14 protein-coding genes are annotated in these 17408 nt (G+C 39.8%); 3 read left to right on the forward strand and 11 right to left on the reverse strand.

Annotated features, from left to right (window positions below; all coding sequences use genetic code 11):
* Positions 1-8 precede the first annotated feature (8 nt).
* The 8 genes from EHQ64_RS10255 to EHQ64_RS10290 all read right to left on the reverse strand — a co-directional run bounded on the left by EHQ64_RS10255 (position 9) and on the right by EHQ64_RS10290 (position 8520).
* Complete coding sequence (locus EHQ64_RS10255; RefSeq protein WP_135649399.1) at positions 9-1430, reverse strand: sulfurtransferase; 1422 nt, start codon at positions 1428-1430, stop codon at positions 9-11.
* Between the two features lie 13 nt (positions 1431-1443).
* Positions 1444-2415 carry a hypothetical protein gene (locus EHQ64_RS10260; protein ID WP_135649400.1) on the reverse strand — a complete coding sequence of 324 codons (972 nt, stop codon included), beginning with the start codon at positions 2413-2415 and terminating at the stop codon, positions 1444-1446.
* Between the two features lie 18 nt (positions 2416-2433).
* The gene (locus tag EHQ64_RS10265; protein WP_135649401.1) at positions 2434-2802 is read right to left on the reverse strand and encodes a hypothetical protein; all 369 of its coding nucleotides are present in this window, start codon (positions 2800-2802) and stop codon (positions 2434-2436) included.
* Positions 2803-2885: 83 nt separating this feature from the next.
* Positions 2886-4433, reverse strand: coding sequence for a sulfurtransferase (locus EHQ64_RS10270; RefSeq protein WP_135649402.1), 1548 nt, complete (start codon positions 4431-4433; stop codon positions 2886-2888).
* Between the two features lie 255 nt (positions 4434-4688).
* Positions 4689-5087, reverse strand: a complete 399-nt coding sequence (locus EHQ64_RS10275) for a hypothetical protein (protein WP_135649403.1) — start codon at positions 5085-5087, stop codon at positions 4689-4691.
* 128 nt (positions 5088-5215) lie between these two features.
* Positions 5216-6307 carry a hypothetical protein gene (locus EHQ64_RS20390; RefSeq protein ID WP_246048701.1) on the reverse strand — a complete coding sequence of 364 codons (1092 nt, stop codon included), beginning with the start codon at positions 6305-6307 and terminating at the stop codon, positions 5216-5218.
* A 121-nt stretch (positions 6308-6428) separates the two neighbouring features.
* The gene (locus tag EHQ64_RS10285) at positions 6429-7013 is read right to left on the reverse strand and encodes an XRE family transcriptional regulator (RefSeq protein WP_135649404.1); all 585 of its coding nucleotides are present in this window, start codon (positions 7011-7013) and stop codon (positions 6429-6431) included.
* Positions 7014-7140: 127 nt separating this feature from the next.
* On the reverse strand, positions 7141-8520 hold the full coding sequence (locus tag EHQ64_RS10290; RefSeq protein ID WP_135649405.1) for a hypothetical protein: 1380 nt from the start codon (positions 8518-8520) through the stop codon (positions 7141-7143).
* Between the two features lie 137 nt (positions 8521-8657).
* Here EHQ64_RS10290 and EHQ64_RS10295 point away from each other — a divergent pair, with 137 nt between their 5' ends.
* From EHQ64_RS10295 to EHQ64_RS10305, 3 genes are read left to right on the forward strand one after another with little or no spacing between them, the layout of a single operon-like run.
* Positions 8658-9542: a sulfurtransferase gene (locus EHQ64_RS10295; protein WP_135649406.1), complete on the forward strand. Its 885-nt coding sequence runs from the start codon at positions 8658-8660 to the stop codon at positions 9540-9542.
* A 10-nt stretch (positions 9543-9552) separates the two neighbouring features.
* Positions 9553-10920 (forward strand): multiheme c-type cytochrome, encoded by a 1368-nt coding sequence (locus EHQ64_RS10300; RefSeq protein ID WP_135649407.1) that lies wholly within the window; start codon positions 9553-9555, stop codon positions 10918-10920.
* 6 nt (positions 10921-10926) lie between these two features.
* Positions 10927-11652 carry a glycosyltransferase family 2 protein gene (locus EHQ64_RS10305; protein WP_135649408.1) on the forward strand — a complete coding sequence of 242 codons (726 nt, stop codon included), beginning with the start codon at positions 10927-10929 and terminating at the stop codon, positions 11650-11652.
* Here the strand turns inward: EHQ64_RS10305 and EHQ64_RS10310 are convergent.
* From EHQ64_RS10310 to EHQ64_RS10320, 3 genes are read right to left on the reverse strand one after another with little or no spacing between them, the layout of a single operon-like run.
* Positions 11649-14024, reverse strand: a complete 2376-nt coding sequence (locus EHQ64_RS10310) for a PAS domain-containing protein (RefSeq protein WP_135649409.1) — start codon at positions 14022-14024, stop codon at positions 11649-11651. The genes EHQ64_RS10305 and EHQ64_RS10310 overlap by 4 nt on opposite strands.
* A 19-nt stretch (positions 14025-14043) precedes the next feature.
* Positions 14044-15246 (reverse strand): EAL domain-containing response regulator, encoded by a 1203-nt coding sequence (locus tag EHQ64_RS10315; RefSeq protein ID WP_135649410.1) that lies wholly within the window; start codon positions 15244-15246, stop codon positions 14044-14046.
* On the reverse strand, positions 15243-17150 hold the full coding sequence (locus EHQ64_RS10320) for a PAS domain S-box protein (RefSeq protein WP_246048703.1): 1908 nt from the start codon (positions 17148-17150) through the stop codon (positions 15243-15245). Before EHQ64_RS10320 ends, EHQ64_RS10315 begins: the two co-directional genes overlap by 4 nt.
* Positions 17151-17408: the final 258 nt, after the last annotated feature.

Below are 17408 nucleotides of genomic sequence, written 5' to 3' on the forward strand. Positions count from 1 at the left end.
GAAGAATTTCACCAACGGCATTGGGCATTCCCCCTCGAATCCCAAGGCTCGCTTTCAGTAGAACCGGATCCAGAAAGATATTTTTTATCCTGGTCGATGATATCGTTCGTACCTTTGGCGAAGTTACGATCGGGAGAAAAATAGCCACCTAAATTGGAAATGTTGGAAGCGTCTATGCCGCCCTTGCCAACGTTATACGTGATTGATTCTGTTACGGTTCCTCTATCCGTTCTCCAAGGAGAAACGGCGCTTAGATTGGACCAAGTCGCACCCGAATCGTAAGCAAGAGATCCCCATTCTACCCAAGAGCCGTCATAAAATCTGGTTGGGTAACCGAGTATTGCCATCGTAGCAAACCCAGTGATAGAAGATCTTACATTGGTTCTACAATATGCAATAATGGTTTGGCCGGAAGTATATCCGTTAGAACTCAAAAGATTTGCGAGATCCGCTTTAGGAAGGAACTCCTTATTCGCGTTGATAAAATTCGCGAAAGGCAGATTTTTCGCAGTCTTAACATGTCCTTCAAACGGAGTATAACAGCTTGGAGTATCCGCACATGTTAGATTGGAAGGTCCCGCCGTACTTCCGGTCCCATCGTATTCAGAAGATGATCTTGCATCCATAATGAAACTTCCTCCTGCCGGAGCGGGAGTAGAGTTCGTGAAAGTCGGATCCGTTATACCTTGAACTGCATTGAACACGTCTGCAAGTGTAGCTTGTAAGATCGTATGATCCCGATATAGACTTCCAACAGTTCCAGCTCCACTGGATGTAGGAACAGTATATATAGAACCTCCAGTCAATTGAGAAGCAGTGATCTTAGTAGAAGCAGCTCCATTCAAAACAGCGAGATGGGTCTTTTCCACTCCCCAATAATAAAGAGTATACCAAGAACGTAATGTTAACATTAAATTCCCGTCTGTAGGAACATCTTGTGCAAGAACGATAAGATCCGTTGCAGGATTTACACCGAATCTTTTTAAGAATGCATCGATATTTGCTCCTTCGGGCACAATGGTCTCAGTATCTATCAAACCGTTAAATCTTGTTTGTCCAAAAAAAGTATAATCGGTAGAAGAAGCCGAGATCCCATAAACTCTCACGCCCGTATCAGGACGTATGAAACTTCCTGACGACGTCCCGGAACTAATCTGAAAAATGATCAATCTTCCGGAAATTCCTGCAGGACGATTTCGATTCCAATTAGATCTCCAAGACTCAAGAGTACTTGCAGTAATCAATCCGTGAGTATTTTCATTATAGTCACTGTTAGAAACACCTACAAGCTGAGAAGTCTCAAAGACCTGGACCGGAATAGTCAAAGCAAGTTTTTGATAAGGAGTTAGATAATCCGGAGCTCCACAACTCGCAAACAATATCAGAAGTAAAATTTTACTTCCTAAATTTTTAATATTTAAACCGAACATATTCCCCTCCAATTTACAAGTTAAACGGAAAATTGATCATGAACCCGAAGGTCCTTAAGATTGCCGTGTTGTATCCGGCATATGTATGAGAATAAAAGAAATTGTAGTAATTCCCGTACTTATCCGTATAACCTAAACTCACTTCCAAGTTATGGTAGATCTCTTTTCTCCCCCAAGCAGGTCTTTCATGCTCCAAATAATAATTGTACCAATCTGTTCCGAAAGGTGGGATAGAAGGCGGATCTAATTGGATCAGGTTTAAAGGAGGAGTCCCCCTAGGATCCGCAAATGCATAACCGCTTTGTCCGATCTGTCCTCTACTTCCTACGATGAAGATGAAAGAATCTAAGAACCTTTTGTACAAGGCTCCGTAATAAAGAATATCATCCGGAACAGGATGTTCTCTTTTTCTATAACTCCATTCTCCGAGAGCTCCAAGACCCCAAATGTTGAAGTCTTTTCCTAAGTAAACGTTGACTTCTGCTCCGTTTGCTCCGTCTCCTAACGCTTGTGGGTTTCGATCATAGTCCCCTTTCTTAATCCCACCAATACGAACACTGATGGTAGGAACCCAAATAGAATCATAATCATACTCATCCAAGACCTTATAACGAATACCGGCCCTAGAATCTATGATCCCATATTTATCCGGTTGTTCTGGAGAAGTTAAAGTTCCGAAATAACGATCTATCAACTGGGTCCTTCCCAATTTACCGAATCCTGTTTGCAGATCCACGGTAAGACGATCCGTAATTCCATACTCGAAAGCGATCGCTCCGATATTCAAACGTACGTCATCATCATATTTAGCATGATATTTTCCAACGTAAGCCGAATCATATACCGAATTCACTGCAGTGGTCCGAACCCATAATTGCCTCTGATAAGGAGCCCACACCGTCTGAGAAAAAATTTCCCCGAAAAAAATCGGATAGGCGAAAAGCAGAAGGGAAAGAAAAAACCCCTTCCTAAATAAAGATTTCATTATATAAAAATTCCCTGATTAATCCTTTTTCTCCTCCAACTTAACGTTGAAGCGGATACTAACGAAAAACTCGAGTGCGGAAATTTGTTCTTCCGAGAGTTGGCCGGCCAAATCTTCAAGATTGACCCTTCCTTTTTCCGAGTTAGGCAAAGAACCTTGTAGATATTCCAAACGGTTCTTCTGGGATTTTGCGAGATCTTCCTTCTTAGGATCTAAAGCGACTTCACCATTGTAGATCGCTTTTCCAAGATTGAATTTTTCTCTTTCTTTTCCACGAAGAGCCTGCCCGGCAACCCCGCCTCCTCCAAAACCGCCTGAAGCGAAAATGGAATGTAAAGAAGAGAAAAGAAGCACACTGATAAGTGCTGAGATATATAATACTTTCATAAATTTTGTAACTCCCTCTTATTTTTATATGTTACAGAATTGAAAAGGATGGAGGGTTCCCTCCATCCTTAGTTAGTTTAGATTTATTGGTTTTTGTAGTTCCAGTCCTCTACGAACGCTTTCTTAGTAGTGGTCGCGGAAGAGTTGATTAAGAAATAATCCACAGTGGATTTTTTCACACCAGTGTTGTAGTGTGGCCCGCTTCCGGATCCTCTTGCGCCAGATTCTACCGCACCTTGAACATCCGGTGCAAATTTTGCCGGAATAGAAGGATAAGTAGAAGCTCCTGCAGTCACATCATCGGTAAAGTTCCCAGATGGAAAATTACCAGCTAAGAATCCAAAGATGCTCCATCCGTCTTCCAAGAATACGGAAGGACGTCCCAAGATCAATTGAGTAGAAATACCGCTCGTTTGAGTTCTTGTGTTTGTTCTGCAGTATTGAAGAATAGTTTGCCCTTCTTCGTATGCAGGTGCTCCAGAGTTTGGTCCACCAGTTGTCCCGTAAGAGTCCCAGATATCCTGAACATCAGATTTGGATTTGAATTTCAATGTATTGAAAGTTCCTGCAGCAGAAGCTCCATAAGCATAAGTGTTATCCAAAGCAGCACGTTCTACTACGTTGTAGTGAGGAACAAAAATCGCACCTTTCAAGTGACCTTCAAAAGCAATTGCTCCACCTGAAGTTTTTGTGGTTCCAGTTGCGTTTTCTGCACCGTCATATTCCTGCCATCCAGCAGCAGAAGTATAAGAAGCGATCGTATTAGTATTGTTCTTAGTTCTGTTATCAGAGATCAAAACTGTGGAAGAGAGTCCTTTCACACTATGATGTCCGTTATTTTTTGCTACTTCGATCGTATCTTCGATACTTAAGGTCAAGATCCTGTTATCAACATTCTTCAGTTGTTTTACTGAGAAAGTCCCGTTTAAAGGAGGAACAGATTCGTCAGTGTCATTTCCTAATTCTGTTTCAGGGAATTGACCTTTGATGGTTCCGTTTAAGATTGCAAGGTGAGAATGAGCAACACCCCAATATCTTAGTGAATAATGTTGGTGACCGATCGAGCCGTAGTTGTCTCCACTACCGCTTGCGAAAACGATTAGGTCCTTAGTAGGATCTACACCGTAAGTATGGAACCACTCGTCGATGTTCGCTCCACTGATCAGACCAAAACCACCTGTGGTAGAAGTTCCACCAGGAATGGAGATAAGTCCGTTATCTCTGGTCTCTCTAAAAGTTTTCCAAGAATAAAGAGCGGAATTGTTTCCATCTACAGCGAAGAAAACTTTCACTCCTGTCTTAGGTAAGATTAAACTTTTGTTAGCATCTGCTCCAGCCTTGCTTGTTTGATAGATCACCAAGTTTCCGGTAATACCTGCAGGCTTATTGTTTGCCCAATCGTTTACCCAAGTTCTGAGAGTATCTGCCGAAATAAGACCGTATTTGTTGTCGTTATAATCTTCCGCGGATTCGATCGATAGATCGGAAGCGCTCGCAACTTTTACGGAGGAACTTCCTCCACCAATTGCAGCTAACGCTAATGCGGAACTATCCGCTGAATCTTCTCCACAGTTCCCGAGTAATCCCAGCGTAACTGCCAGGAGGCTCGAATATATGAGCGTATTTTTCATTTTTGTTCTCCTAAATGCTGGTCCGGTCGGGATTCCCTCATATTTATTCACCTGCGGACTCTATAACAAATTCGAAAACTGGCTCCGTTTTTACCAAATTAATTTCAATATAACGGATATAATGTTCGTCAAATAGGACGATATATTAGGATAATAGACTAATTTTTTAAACAGTAGGGCACGTTGGATCCCAAAATCATAGCGTCCATTCCCCAAAAATGCCTTAAATTGCCAAATTAAGAGGGTTTAAAAGCTTCAGGAAAGAAAAGGATCCCGGATCAGATCAAAGTCGGAAACGAACCGGTTCTTCAATATTCTATAATATAGTTCCGGTTCGGAAGGATCTAAGATATCGATACCCTGATCCTCTAAAATCTGATTCTCGATCAAGTCGGATATGACCCGATCGGTCACTTCTTCATAACTATCTATCTCTTTGGAAGAAATATCTTTAAATGGCCAATCATCCGAGAGCTCATCCACGTTATCCGGAATAAATCCGATCTGATCCCCGGAATTTTTTAATAAGTACCATGTGGATATCGCAGCGCCCACAGGACTAGCGGTGATTTCCCGGTCCGTAATCACCGGAACATGTAAAAAATGTATGATCTCTTTTTTTGTAGTGTTGATCAGAATGTATCCAATATTCATCTGATAATTCTATCTTCAGGATCCGAATACAAGACATACTACAAAGAAAAATAGGATGGTATCGATCCTCGAAAATATGTCATTCATTCCAAATGGAATAAGAAGATCTCATTTCCTATATCCCATTTTTATAATTTTCCTTTCTTCAAGAAGAATATATCTCCCCCCCATTGGTAGAATGGATCGAGTAAAAGAAGATATAAGAAAGCAAGGACCAATCCGGAAGTAAGGATCCATTTTTCATTTTTGGAAAATCCTTTGTTTGCGCGAAGAAGCCAAAAGCCTATCCATAAAGGGTAAAATAAATTGGCAAATACTCTAGTCGCGTCAGCTGTAAAAAAAGTGATCAGTATTGCTCCTAAAAAAACCAAATAGAAAGAGATCCTTCTCTGGAGTAAATTTTCGAAAAATAAGGGCAGCAATCCATTAAAAAAAGATAATAAAGACAAAAGTAGATGTTTCGTATGATTGGAATACCAGTGTCTAAACCCATGGGCTCCGGCTGTATACAATCTTCTCTCATTCCATTCTATTCCTTGCGCATAAAAGATCAGGAATGCCGAAATCCTTCCCGCCAAAACTCCTGAAACGAAAACTTTTAAAATATTCAAATCCATTTCCTTTTTTTCCCGGAAGAACAGGAACATTATCAAAAAGGAAATGATCAAGAACTGGTAAAAATGGGTCCAAGAACCTAAAATAAGTATAAGAAGTATCGCGTAAGAATATATTTTACGATCTTTATTCTTATAATATTGATCCAAAAACAATAGAAGTAGTACGGACCATAAGAAGGTAAGGTGATCCGCAAATCCGAGCCAAGTATTCTGTATCAAGTATAAGGGAGAGAATAGTAGAAAGAAGCCGATAAATATCCCGAAAAAATATCCTCTCGTAAAACTGGAATAAGAGATCAGGATCGCAGTCGCGATATATAATAAAAACTTACAATAATTTTTGAATTCCTGTGGAGAAAGATCTGATCTTAAAATTTTGAGATGATATGGGAACAAAAAAGAATCGGAATCGTGTCCTTCCGATAGATCCGATTTAGAAGCGTAATAGGCTCCGGAATCGATCACCTGAGATCCCGGAGAAGTCTGATACAAAAAATAAGAAGCTTCTTTTAAAAAGAAGAAAGACAGAAGCCCGATGAATAAACATAAAAACGTTTTTTTTCGATCCAGGAAACCTTCTCGAATTTTTTCGAATACACTCATCTTATCCGGAAAACTAAGTAATAAATATCCGGATTATCCTCGGCTAGCGCCTGAGAATTGCAATTAACAAAACGAATCTAGATCGATTTAATGTTAGGAGAGAATTTTCGCTTAGGGGGTTTTAATCATCGGAAAGAGAGGAAGACCAGATCAAGAAGGAGTCCGTTTCTCCCAAATTTGCAAGTTCCTGCAAATCCTTACCTAAAAAAGTCATACTATCCCCTTCTTGTAGATCGAACCATTTTCCACCCACTTTTAAACGGATCACACCAGATTGTAGAAAAAGATTCTGTCTTTGTTTGGATTGCACTTTCGTAATGAAAGTTTTAGCGACCCCTGGAAGAAGTTTTATCTCGAATAATCTAGTTTGAAATCTGGTTTCTTCATGCAGAAGAGGTCGGATCACATATTGATTTTCTTCTACCGAGCTTTCGCTGGAGTCTTCTTTTCTATAAATTTTAGGAAATTCTTCCTTAGAAAATTCCATAAGGCTTGATAAAGGTAAACGGATTGCCTTCGAGATTTTCCATAATAAGGCGATAGAAGGAGCAGCCTTTCCTGACTCGACTAAGCTCAGCATTCCTCTACTGACTTGAGATAATTCGGCTAACTTTCCGAGTGAGAGACCCAATTCCTGTCTTCTCTTTCGAACTAAATTTCCGATGGATTGGATCAAACCTCTTTCAATTGGATCGATCGTTGGCATGTTGGCCTCCCTTTTGGTCTGCCCAGACTTGAAACTTCAGGATACTATACTGATAATTTATCCAACTTATTGGAAATATGATCCAAAATAACAACCAAAATTCTATAAAAAGGGAAAAAAATCTGGCTTAGCCCAAAGGGGATGGATTTGTTGCGATTTCAGAAGATTTTCTATAGAATCTGGTCCAAAACCAAAGACCTAAAATGGAGAAAGAGAAAATACTGAGAGAGTTTAGAAGCCAATCCGGATGAGCATAATATCCTTTTTCTAACACTGCCCTCCAATTTCCCATATTCGCGTAGTTCAAATAAGAAAATTGTCCGACGAAAAGTAAGATCCAAGAAGGCCAAAAGGTTCTATCTATCGGAAACAGAAACGGAAGTACCCATAACAAATACCAGGCGTTCACTACGGGAGAGAATAGGAAAAACAAGAAATAGGCGCCTGCAATTCCTTCTTCAATACTGATACGATCTCTCTTCTTATAAAGAAAAATAAAAGTAAATACAAAAGAAGGTACGGCCCATAGATATCTGGAAATCTCTCCTAATGCGCTTAACAGTATAGTATAACCTAATGGAAAAAAGGAGAAGTTCCCTAAAAACTTAGTCAATGCAAGAAAATCAGTCTCCTTGGAAAAGAATAAGAAGGGAAGATAGGGAAGAAGAAACCCTAATAAAGAATGACATGCCAGAACGATAAGTCTTTTAAGATCCGGATCCTGTTTCCAAAATTTATAAACCAAATAAGGTAGAACAACGATACCGAATCCTTTTACGGCAAGACTTAAACCCCATAATAAGAAAGAAGATCGATATTTTCCTTTTTCTGCCTGATCAATTGAGAAAAATAAAATAGCGACCCCTAAAATATCCGGATGTGCGTTCAGAAAAATTTCCTTTAGAAGGATAGGATTCCAGAAATAAAGTAAACCGGATCGGATCCCGAATTTATTCCGAATTAAAAAATATAGAATCAAATCCGGAATGATCAGAAAAAGTTTTAACGCCCAGAGTTTCCATGGAAACAGAGCATGGGAAAAGTAGAAATAGATCTCGAGCACCGGACCGTATATGGTAGGCCAATCCGGATGATTGATCCTAGAAAGTATCTCTGCTCGTACCGGATCCAGATCACCGAAGAAAGAATCGGGAGAAATCCCGTATGGAGTCCCTCTTTCCTGTATCACCCAGCCATCCCAAAGATATCTGGCCCAATCGTCCTCAAAGATCGGGACCAAAAATACTAAAAAAAGCCTGAGAAATACCCCTAAATAGAAACCGATCTGATCGAATCGGATAGGTATTTTAGAAAAAAATAATAGAACATAAAGAAAACTTAATATTAAAAAGCCTATAAGATAATGTGGCCCATTTAGCTTCCTTTCGAGATTTTGTACCTGCCAGAACCAAAAGATCAGAATAAAAACGAATGCCGCGAAAATCCAGATCAGATTTGTCCAAACGTTTGTCCCCTTGCCTAATTCCTTTTCCAATCCGAATCTCATCCTTCTTTAGCCGGGCTTATTCTCTAATTCGCCATTTTCTACGAAGCAATACTTCTGTAATATTAAAAATATTCTGTTATATAAGATTTTTTGTATTACTTATTGACGCAAAACCCCTTAAAACTGAAGTTGTCCAAATGAAAATCTTATTCTCTTTGGTGTTACTATTCTTTGTGACCCAATCCGCTTTTGGCTCCGAAAGACTTTCCGGACTAAAAGGTTGGTTCATCAGTGCTCCGGAAGCATTGTATCTACAGCAAAACGGAGCATTACTCGTGGATGCGAGAGAGGATATAAAACTTACCTCAATTTCCAAATCGATCTCTTTGGGATGGCAGGAAATCTCCAAAAAAGATTTTCCGAACCAAGGAAATTTGATCCCTGTGGGAGAAGCGAAGGAACTCCTACATAAAAAAGGCCTGGATCCGGATAAGATCGTATTAGTATTCGGAGACCCTGCAGGCGGCTGGGGAGAAGAAGGAAGGATCGTTTGGTCCCTAAGAACATTAGGATTTTCTAAAGCATTTATAGTGGATGGGGGATATTCCGCTCTTCAAAAGGCCTCCAAATCGCAGATACCGAATCGCCCGGAACTTCTGACTAAGATCAAATCCTCCGGAAACGAAAACAAAAATTGGATCGTAGATTCGAAATCAGTACAATCTGAACTTTCTTCCAAAAAATCAGTGTTCATAGACACTAGAGAAGAGAGAGAATACCAAGGACAAACACCCTACGGAGAATCCAGAGGAGGTCATCTTCCTGGAGCAAAATGGGTGTATTACAAACAATTATTGGATAAAGACGGATATCTTCTAAGTGAATCCAAAATTACAGCGAAGTTGAACGAACTAGGGATCTCTAAGGACAAAAAAGTGATCTCATACTGCACCGGAGGAGTAAGATCAGGCTGGATGACATCCGTTCTTGTTTCCCTAGGATATGACGCTAAGAATTATGCAGGTTCCATGTGGGAGTGGTCTTCTAAAGAAAACCAAAATTTCCCTTTAGTAGCTAGATAAAATTTTTATAATGTTCCATCAACACAGAAGAAAATATTTTTTCGGAATAGGGATCGGTTTTCTGGTCCTTTCCGTAGCGATCTTTTATCTACTTTTTTCCAGACCGGCACAAGGAGCGGTCTCGATAGATTCCGTTTTTCCAAATGCGCCTTGGGCAAAACCTCTACCGAATCTCCCTCCTTTAGCAGGAGTCGGAGAAGTTAGAGCCGAAAACTGCGGAAAATGCCACACTGAAATTTATGCAGAATGGAAAACTTCCACTCATGCAAATGCTCTTTCCGATCTGCAATTCCAATCCGAATTATCCAAATCTTCTTCTCCTCGTTGGCTTTGTTTGAACTGTCATACTCCCGTTGCAAACCAAAGAGAAACCTTGGTGAACTACTTACAAAACGGAGATTATAGAACACCGATCGAGGAGCCGAATCCTAACTTCGATCCTAAAATGAAAGCGGAAGCGGTTACTTGTGCGGTCTGCCATGTTCGATTGGATGAACAAGGGAGATCCTACGTTTTGGGTGCAAACGGTAAGACGAATCCTCCTCATCCGATCAAAATAGATCCTGATAAGTTAAGAAATAGATGTTTGGACTGTCACAATGCAAACTATGTATTGGACGATCAGTTAGTATGCGCATTTAAAACGGGGAACGAGTTAGAACAACAAGGTAATTCCCATGGGAAACTTGCATGCGGATCCTGCCATATGGGGGAAGTCCAACGTAAATTCGTAAAATCTGAATTGAACACTCCGGTCCGTACCGCTCATAAACACTCCTTTATCGGTGGCGGAGTCCCTAAAAAATTCGATTTGTATGAGAAACAGATCCCAGGCGGTTATAGAACCGGGCTCAATATTCAACCGATTGAATGGAAAAAGATCGGAAATAATCTAGAATATTCTGTTTCCTTTAAGAATGAAAAGGCAGCGCATAATATTCCTACGGGGGACCCGGAGAGATTTTTACTATTAAAAGCTTTTGTTTTAGATACGAAAGGAGAAAAGGTTTTCTCCAAAGAGATCAAGTTCGGACAAGAATGGGAATGGTATCCTAAGGCGAGGTTAGTTTCGGATACGAGAATCCTGCCAGGAGAGACCAAAATCTGGAAGGAAAATATATTAGTTACGGACAAAACTCCATCCAAACTAGTATTCGAGATCTATCATGTAAGATTGAAAGAAGCCAATGCGGAACATATGAGAAAGAATAGCATTTCCGTTTCGAACAATCTAAAGGATAAGATCTCACATATAGAAAACCATTATCCTTTTTCTAGTTTGATCCATAAGGAAGAAATAGATCTGAATTTAAGAAAAAATAAAGTGTATTCTCCGGAAGAACTGATTAGGATCTCCAAAACAAGAAAAGGAGAATGACCCGAATTGAGACCAGAAAGTCTTTGGACCTCTGCTAAGTTTTTGATCCCTGCTTTAAATGAAGAGGAGTCTTTGCCAAAGGTTTTGGATTCTCTTTTCGATTTAGGTATCCAACCGAATCAAATACTGATCTTAGATAATGGATCTAAGGATTCTACCCCTCAGATCGCTATTAATTCCGGTACGATCCTGATCCAAGAACCTGAAAAAGGTTATGGCAGAGCTTGTTTAGCGGGGATAGGTTATTTACTTAAAAATAATATTTCTCCAGAATATATCGTATTTATGGATGCTGACGGTTCGGATGATCCCAAGGATCTAAACGAATTATTTTCAGTCTTTTCCAAGGCCCCGGATACCGATTTCGTAATCGGATCGAGGGTATTTTATGCGGAACCAGGTTCTTTATCTTTTTTACAAAAATTCGGGAATTGGCTCTCTTGTTTGCTCATCCGGATCTTTTATAGAGTTCGATTCAGTGATTTGGGCCCTTTTCGTATTTTAAAATGGAAATCCTTATTGGCCTTAGAATTAAAAGATCCTACTTGGGGTTGGAATTTGGAAATGCAGATCAAAGCGATCCGGAAAAATCTGAAATTCCAAGAAGTATCCGTACACTACGGAAAAAGAAAAGGAGGAAAGTCTAAGATCAGCGGGAACTTGATAGGAAGTCTGAAGGCAGGAGCCAAAATACTTTATATTTTCTTTAAGCTTACTTTCTTTAAAATTTAATTTTTAGCGGGATCGGATACGATCGGGCTTTCCAATAATTTTTTCAACTTAGTCCAAGAATAAGGTCTATATAAGACGAATTCGGATGGATCATGCCGGTCCTTGGAATTCCATTCAGAAACGAGTATAGTCTTCGTTTTAATTTTTTCCCATTCTGCGGAATCGGATTCAGACAATTTTAATTCTTCTTCGACGAATATTGCGGAGATTTCAGGATAACTTGCCAAGAGCGCATTCGCCTCATATATATCATATGCATGCATGATCTCGAATCCTGTCCTTCTCAAAAGAGCAGTCAAATAAGTCTGTCCTTTTAAACCTTTTTCAACAATCAATATTCTACGTTTATTATTTTCATCTCCAAGAGAAGGGGCTTGGACTAATGGAAGAAAAATCTCCACAGAGGTTCCTTTATTCAATTCGCTATGCACATGGACCATTCCATTGGATTGTTTTACGAAAGCGTAAACCATTGGCATTCCGAGACCGGTACCTTTACCGACTCCCTTGGTAGTAAAAAAAGGTTCGAAAAGTCTTTCCAATACTTTGGAATCCATTCCGGTTCCTTCATCTCTTACCGAAATTATACAAGCATCACCCATTTCGATAAGGCCGGATATCATAGATCTATGTTCTTTACCGGCGGGAGAAAATCCTACATGCACGAGTATTTTTCCGCCTTCCGGCATAGAATCCCTTGCATTTATACAAATATTCAAAAGCGCGTTCTCTAACCCGTTCTTTTCGAAAGAACAAATTAATGGAAAACTCTCAAAACAGAATTCTAATTTTATAATATCATTTTTGATCTTTGAGATAATTTCCGAAAATTCGGAGACAACTTGATTCACGTCCGCATTTTCCGGATTGATTGCTTGTTTGCGAGAAAATGAAAGTAATCTTCTATTCAACTCCACTCCTCTTTTTACCGCATCTTGAGCAGAGAAGATCCTTTTTAATAGATCCGGAGTTTCTCGCAGATTCAGTTCGAGTAGATCTAAATTCGCAAGAATGATATTTAGAAGATTATTAAAATCATGGGCCATCCCACCGGCTAATTGTCCGACTGCTTCCATCTTTTGGAATTGGCGAAGAGAAGCATTCCATTCTTTCTCTTCAGTTATATCCTGCATGGTCCCGGTCCCACCGATAAACTTTCCTTTACGATTCAGTAAACCTTCTCCCTTGACCGAAAGATATTTTTCGATCCCATCCTTTGAGATGATACGAAGTTCTGTTTCTTCGAATATACCCTGGGAGAGGAATTTTTCGTAATTCTGAGAGATGCGACCTCTATCTTCTGGCGGAATAAATTGGATAAAATCTTCGAAACCTGGTGGAGGGTCGTTCGGATCCAAGCCGAATATTTCGAACAAACCGGGAGACCAATTTACTTTTCCATCAAACTCCATAGTCCAGCTTCCCATTTTTGCAAGCTTTTGGGCATTATATAGCTGTTCACGATTTACGTTTAATTGATCCGCAAAGGATTCCAATTTTTGAATGGTTAATCTATCATCCGTAATGTCTCTGCCGATACAAAACACGGTTCCGGATTCGGGAGAATGAGATATATTCCAATCGATATATCTGATCTGTCCGTATTTCGTTATATAACGATTTTCGAATCCTTCTTTTGTGCCTGAAGCGATCTTAGCTTTTGTGAGTTCGACATCATCCGGGTGTATGAATTCCAACAGGCTTTTATTTTTGATATGTTTTCTTTCGTAGCCCAAAACTTTTTGGAAGGCAGGATTCGTTTTCCGGATCATACAATCCGTGCCAACAGTTAGAATGATCTCGGAGGAAAGCTCTATAAGCGCTTTTCTTTCTTCGTCCGCTACTCTTCTACTTACGATCTCTGCAAATCTTTTGGAGACAACTCCGAGTAGATCCAAATTCGCTTCTTCCGGATCCAATATTTTTTCAGAAAGAAGTTCTATTTCGTAAAATCTACCGTGAGAGAGGATCGGAATTGCAAGCCAGGATCTAAATCCTGCCTCCAATGCAATATTTTTCCTCTTTAATTCGTTATCTTTAGCTAAGTCCGGAATAAAATATAACTCTCCCGTCTCGCTAACGATCTTTAAGATACCCTCCTTCATATTGAAGAAGCTTTTTTTGGAGTTTTCCCTGAAAGAAAGATGAGATTCGGAACCGTATACGAATGGATCGTTATCGTATATATATACGATATTCTCCTTGGATCTCCAGATCTGGCCGAAAGTCCATGGAGTATTTTTGATCAAAGTTTTTAGGACTTTCGAGAAAGCGGAAGTAAGATTGTCCGAGGTAGAGATGTCCCAGAGAAGACTTTCGCCTATGGCCCAAGAAATCTCTTTTTTGATCCTTTTATTATCCTCTGAGGACATCTTGCCAATGGTATAAGTATTAACCGAATTTGGAAAGAATTTCTGGAATTTTTTCCGGATGAATAGGTCTAGAATAATAGTATCCTTGGCCTACGTCACACCCTGCTTCCTTCATTAATCTTTCCACTTCTTCAGTCTCGATACCTTCCGCGACGACATGCATTCCTAACTTATGCCCTAAATCTATGGAAGCTTGACAAATAAATAAAGATTCTCTATCCCTTGGGGAATCCATCACGAAGGATTTATCGATTTTGAGTTCAGTAAACGGGAATCTATGCAATTGTTTAAGAGAAGAATATCCTGTGCCAAAATCATCGATAGACAAACCGATCCCTCTTATCCTAAGCCTTGTCAGAATATCCTGAGTAAAACGTATATTCTCCAAAAAGTTTGTCTCAGTAATTTCCATTTGGAACTGGCTTTGAGGAATTCCTTTGTTTTTGATCTTAGCGAGGATCCTTTCCGGAAAATCCAACTCAGTCAATGTAACAGGAGATACGTTAACCGCGACTCTGAGTTTTTTTCCGTTAGCATTCCATATCCTTTTTTCATCCAAAGCAAGATCGATGATCTTCTCTGTCATTAAATTCAGAATGGCGGTTTCCTTTTCCATTAATGGCAAAAAAGAATCCGGAAAGATCAGACCTAATTTAGGATGGTTCCATCTTACTAATGCTTCGAATCCTTCAACTTTCCCAGTTTTTAGATCGAATTTAGGCTGGTAGAAAAGTATAAACTGATCGGAACGAACGGCATCTAAAACTTCTTCTTTTTGAAAAACAGGAAGAGAGCTCTTACCACCATCTTTAGAGCGAGAAGAACTATCTCTTTCCTTTTCGCTTATAGCTGACAGAATATTTCTAATATCCGAAACTCGGATCGGCTTCTCCATAACTGCAGCAATATGAAGACCGTATTCTCCCGCTAATGTTTCCGCACTATGCAATGTCCTACGATCTGCGCCTGAAATTAGTATTACGTCCGGATGAACTTCCTTTTCGGATAAGGAGCGGATCACATCTACTCCATCCATTCCAGGGATCATTAAATCTAAGATAACACAATCGAAACTAGGATCCACACGATCTAAAAAATCAGGAGCGGTATGAGTAAGAGACGCTTTGAATCCGCAATCTTCTGCGATCTCGCCTAGGATCTTTGCGATCTCCTCTTCATCATCTAGGATGAGTAACTTTTTGGAATTTTTAGGGTCCGTCATGGAAGAACTTCTCCTATGCTACGAACCGCTTCTCTGAGTAAAGTTTTAGTATACGGTTTTTGAATGAGAGGGATCCCGCTCGGGAACTCAGAACTTTTGATTTGTTTTGAAGAGGTTGCGATCATCCTTTTAGTTCCGAATCTTTCTAATTCTTTTTTTAGATCTACCCCTTTCGATTCTACAAGTTGGAGGTCCAACAAGACTAAAGAAGTCTCAGAGTCCCCCGAAAAGAAATTCGCTAATCTTTTCATATCAGAACTAATATGAGGCTCGAAACCGAGTTCCCTCAAATATACACAGGCCAATTCTGCAGTTTCACGATTTTCTTCGATTACCAAAACTTTCCCTTTATTCCCGAGTTCATCCGGATCCACTTTTTGTTTCAGAGTTTCGGATAAATCCTTATGCACCGGCAAAAAGATCAGAAAGCTAGAGCCGTAATCCGGCACAGTAATCACTTTAAGAAAACCGTTCGATTGTTTTACAAAACCGTAAACCATGGTCAATCCTAAACCGGTTCCTTTTCCTCCCCCCTTAGTCGAAAAAAATGGATCGAAAATTCTTGACTTGATCGCTTCATCCATCCCGCTTCCAGTATCAGTAACTGTGATCAAAAAGTAATCTTCCGTATCCAAACCGGAAATTTTAGGTCCAACTTCCTCACGATTGTTCAAGAATCCCGTGGAAATATATATTTTCCCACCATCCGGCATCGAGTCTCTCGCGTTTAAGGCAAGATTTAGGATCGCATTTTCGAATCCTACCTTTTCTATGTCGCAAATAATCCTCTCATCCGATAGCTCATACTCCAATTCGATCTTTTCGGTCTTGATCCGATCCAGAATAGGGACAAAATCCCGCAACACCCGATTTACGTCGCATGATTCAGGGTTCAAGGCTTGCTTTCTAGAAAATGCAAGTAATCTCTTATTGATCTCCACTCCCCTTTGGATCGCATCCTGAGCGGATCTCACCCTTTTCATCAGGTCTTCGGAGTCTTTTAATTTTAATTCAAGAAGATCTAGATTTGCTAATATAACATTTAATAAATTATTAAAATCATGCGCCATTCCCCCGGCGAGTTGCCCTATCGCTTCCATTTTTTGGGAATGCCTGACCCTTTCTTCCGTATTACGGCGTTCCGTAATATCTCTTTCGATCCCCATTAAATGGGTGACCGAGCCTTGATCGTTCACGATCGGAAAAATATCCATTTCAATCCAATATTCTTTCCCATCTTTATCGTAATTAACGATCTCTTCAAAACATGGTTTGGCTTCGGATATCGCCTTTCTGATCCTATCTAATACAACACGATCCGTTTTAGGCCCTTGTAATATTCTAGGAGTTTTACCTAAAACTTCTTCCCGCTTATAACCCGTGAGGCGTTCGAATGCTTTGTTTACATAAACGATCCTGGGACCGGGTTCGTCTATCGGCTGAGCTTCCGTGATCAGAAATATATCATTCGATCTTTCAATCCCTATCTTAAGAAGGTTCAGATTATCTTTGGAAATTTGATCCTTTAAGATCAAACGAAGAGAACGATCCAATAATTCCGCATTTAATTTTTCTTTAGGAAGAAGATCCGAAAAACGGAGTTTAGAATTCGTAGCAAGATCTTTTACAGAAGAATCCTCATAAATTGCTACAATTGGAGGAAGAATTTGTAGGAACTCCTCAAAAACGGAAAGATCATCTCCTCTTTTCAGCAATAAAATAGTGATATCGAAAAATTCCCCGCGGATCCTTTCTGAAGCCTCGCTCAAATTAGGGACACGAACAGAGATTAAATTTCCCCATTCTATCTCTCCCAGTAGGCCGCGGATCTTTTGATATTCCTCTTCCCTCTCTTCGATGACTAAAATGCGTCTTTGTATCTTCCAGAATTCTTCCGCTTTCATATCATCGAAGTTTCCTTACTTTGAGGAAGATCCCGAAACGGGATCAAGTCCTTGCATTCGACGAAAAAGATCTAAGTAATTCGATAGAAATCCAAAAATTTCCCAAATAACGGGCAATCATTGTTTTATAAGAGAAGTAGCAAAAAGAAGTCTATCAGTATACTATATATAAACCTTTTTCGAAAGGTTCCATGTATTACTAACGCATCTTTCACTCTTTTGAAAGTATTTTAATATTGTTAAAAGTAAAAAGATCAA

Source organism: Leptospira sarikeiensis (assembly GCF_004769615.1).
GTDB lineage: Bacteria > Spirochaetota > Leptospiria > Leptospirales > Leptospiraceae > Leptospira_B > Leptospira_B sarikeiensis.

Coding starts and splice junctions, on each gene's coding strand:
- EHQ64_RS10255 (WP_135649399.1), bottom strand. CDS start 1,430: ATGTTCGGTTTAAATATTAAAAATTTAGGAAGTAAAATTTTACTTCTG.
- EHQ64_RS10260 (WP_135649400.1), bottom strand. CDS start 2,415: ATGAAATCTTTATTTAGGAAGGGGTTTTTTCTTTCCCTTCTGCTTTTC.
- EHQ64_RS10265 (WP_135649401.1), bottom strand. CDS start 2,802: ATGAAAGTATTATATATCTCAGCACTTATCAGTGTGCTTCTTTTCTCT.
- EHQ64_RS10270 (WP_135649402.1), bottom strand. CDS start 4,433: ATGAAAAATACGCTCATATATTCGAGCCTCCTGGCAGTTACGCTGGGA.
- EHQ64_RS10275 (WP_135649403.1), bottom strand. CDS start 5,087: ATGAATATTGGATACATTCTGATCAACACTACAAAAAAAGAGATCATA.
- EHQ64_RS20390 (WP_246048701.1), bottom strand. CDS start 6,307: ATGAGTGTATTCGAAAAAATTCGAGAAGGTTTCCTGGATCGAAAAAAA.
- EHQ64_RS10285 (WP_135649404.1), bottom strand. CDS start 7,013: ATGCCAACGATCGATCCAATTGAAAGAGGTTTGATCCAATCCATCGGA.
- EHQ64_RS10290 (WP_135649405.1), bottom strand. CDS start 8,520: ATGAGATTCGGATTGGAAAAGGAATTAGGCAAGGGGACAAACGTTTGG.
- EHQ64_RS10295 (WP_135649406.1), top strand. CDS start 8,658: ATGAAAATCTTATTCTCTTTGGTGTTACTATTCTTTGTGACCCAATCC.
- EHQ64_RS10300 (WP_135649407.1), top strand. CDS start 9,553: ATGTTCCATCAACACAGAAGAAAATATTTTTTCGGAATAGGGATCGGT.
- EHQ64_RS10310 (WP_135649409.1), bottom strand. CDS start 14,024: ATGTCCTCAGAGGATAATAAAAGGATCAAAAAAGAGATTTCTTGGGCC.
- EHQ64_RS10315 (WP_135649410.1), bottom strand. CDS start 15,246: ATGACGGACCCTAAAAATTCCAAAAAGTTACTCATCCTAGATGATGAA.
- EHQ64_RS10320 (WP_246048703.1), bottom strand. CDS start 17,150: ATGAAAGCGGAAGAATTCTGGAAGATACAAAGACGCATTTTAGTCATC.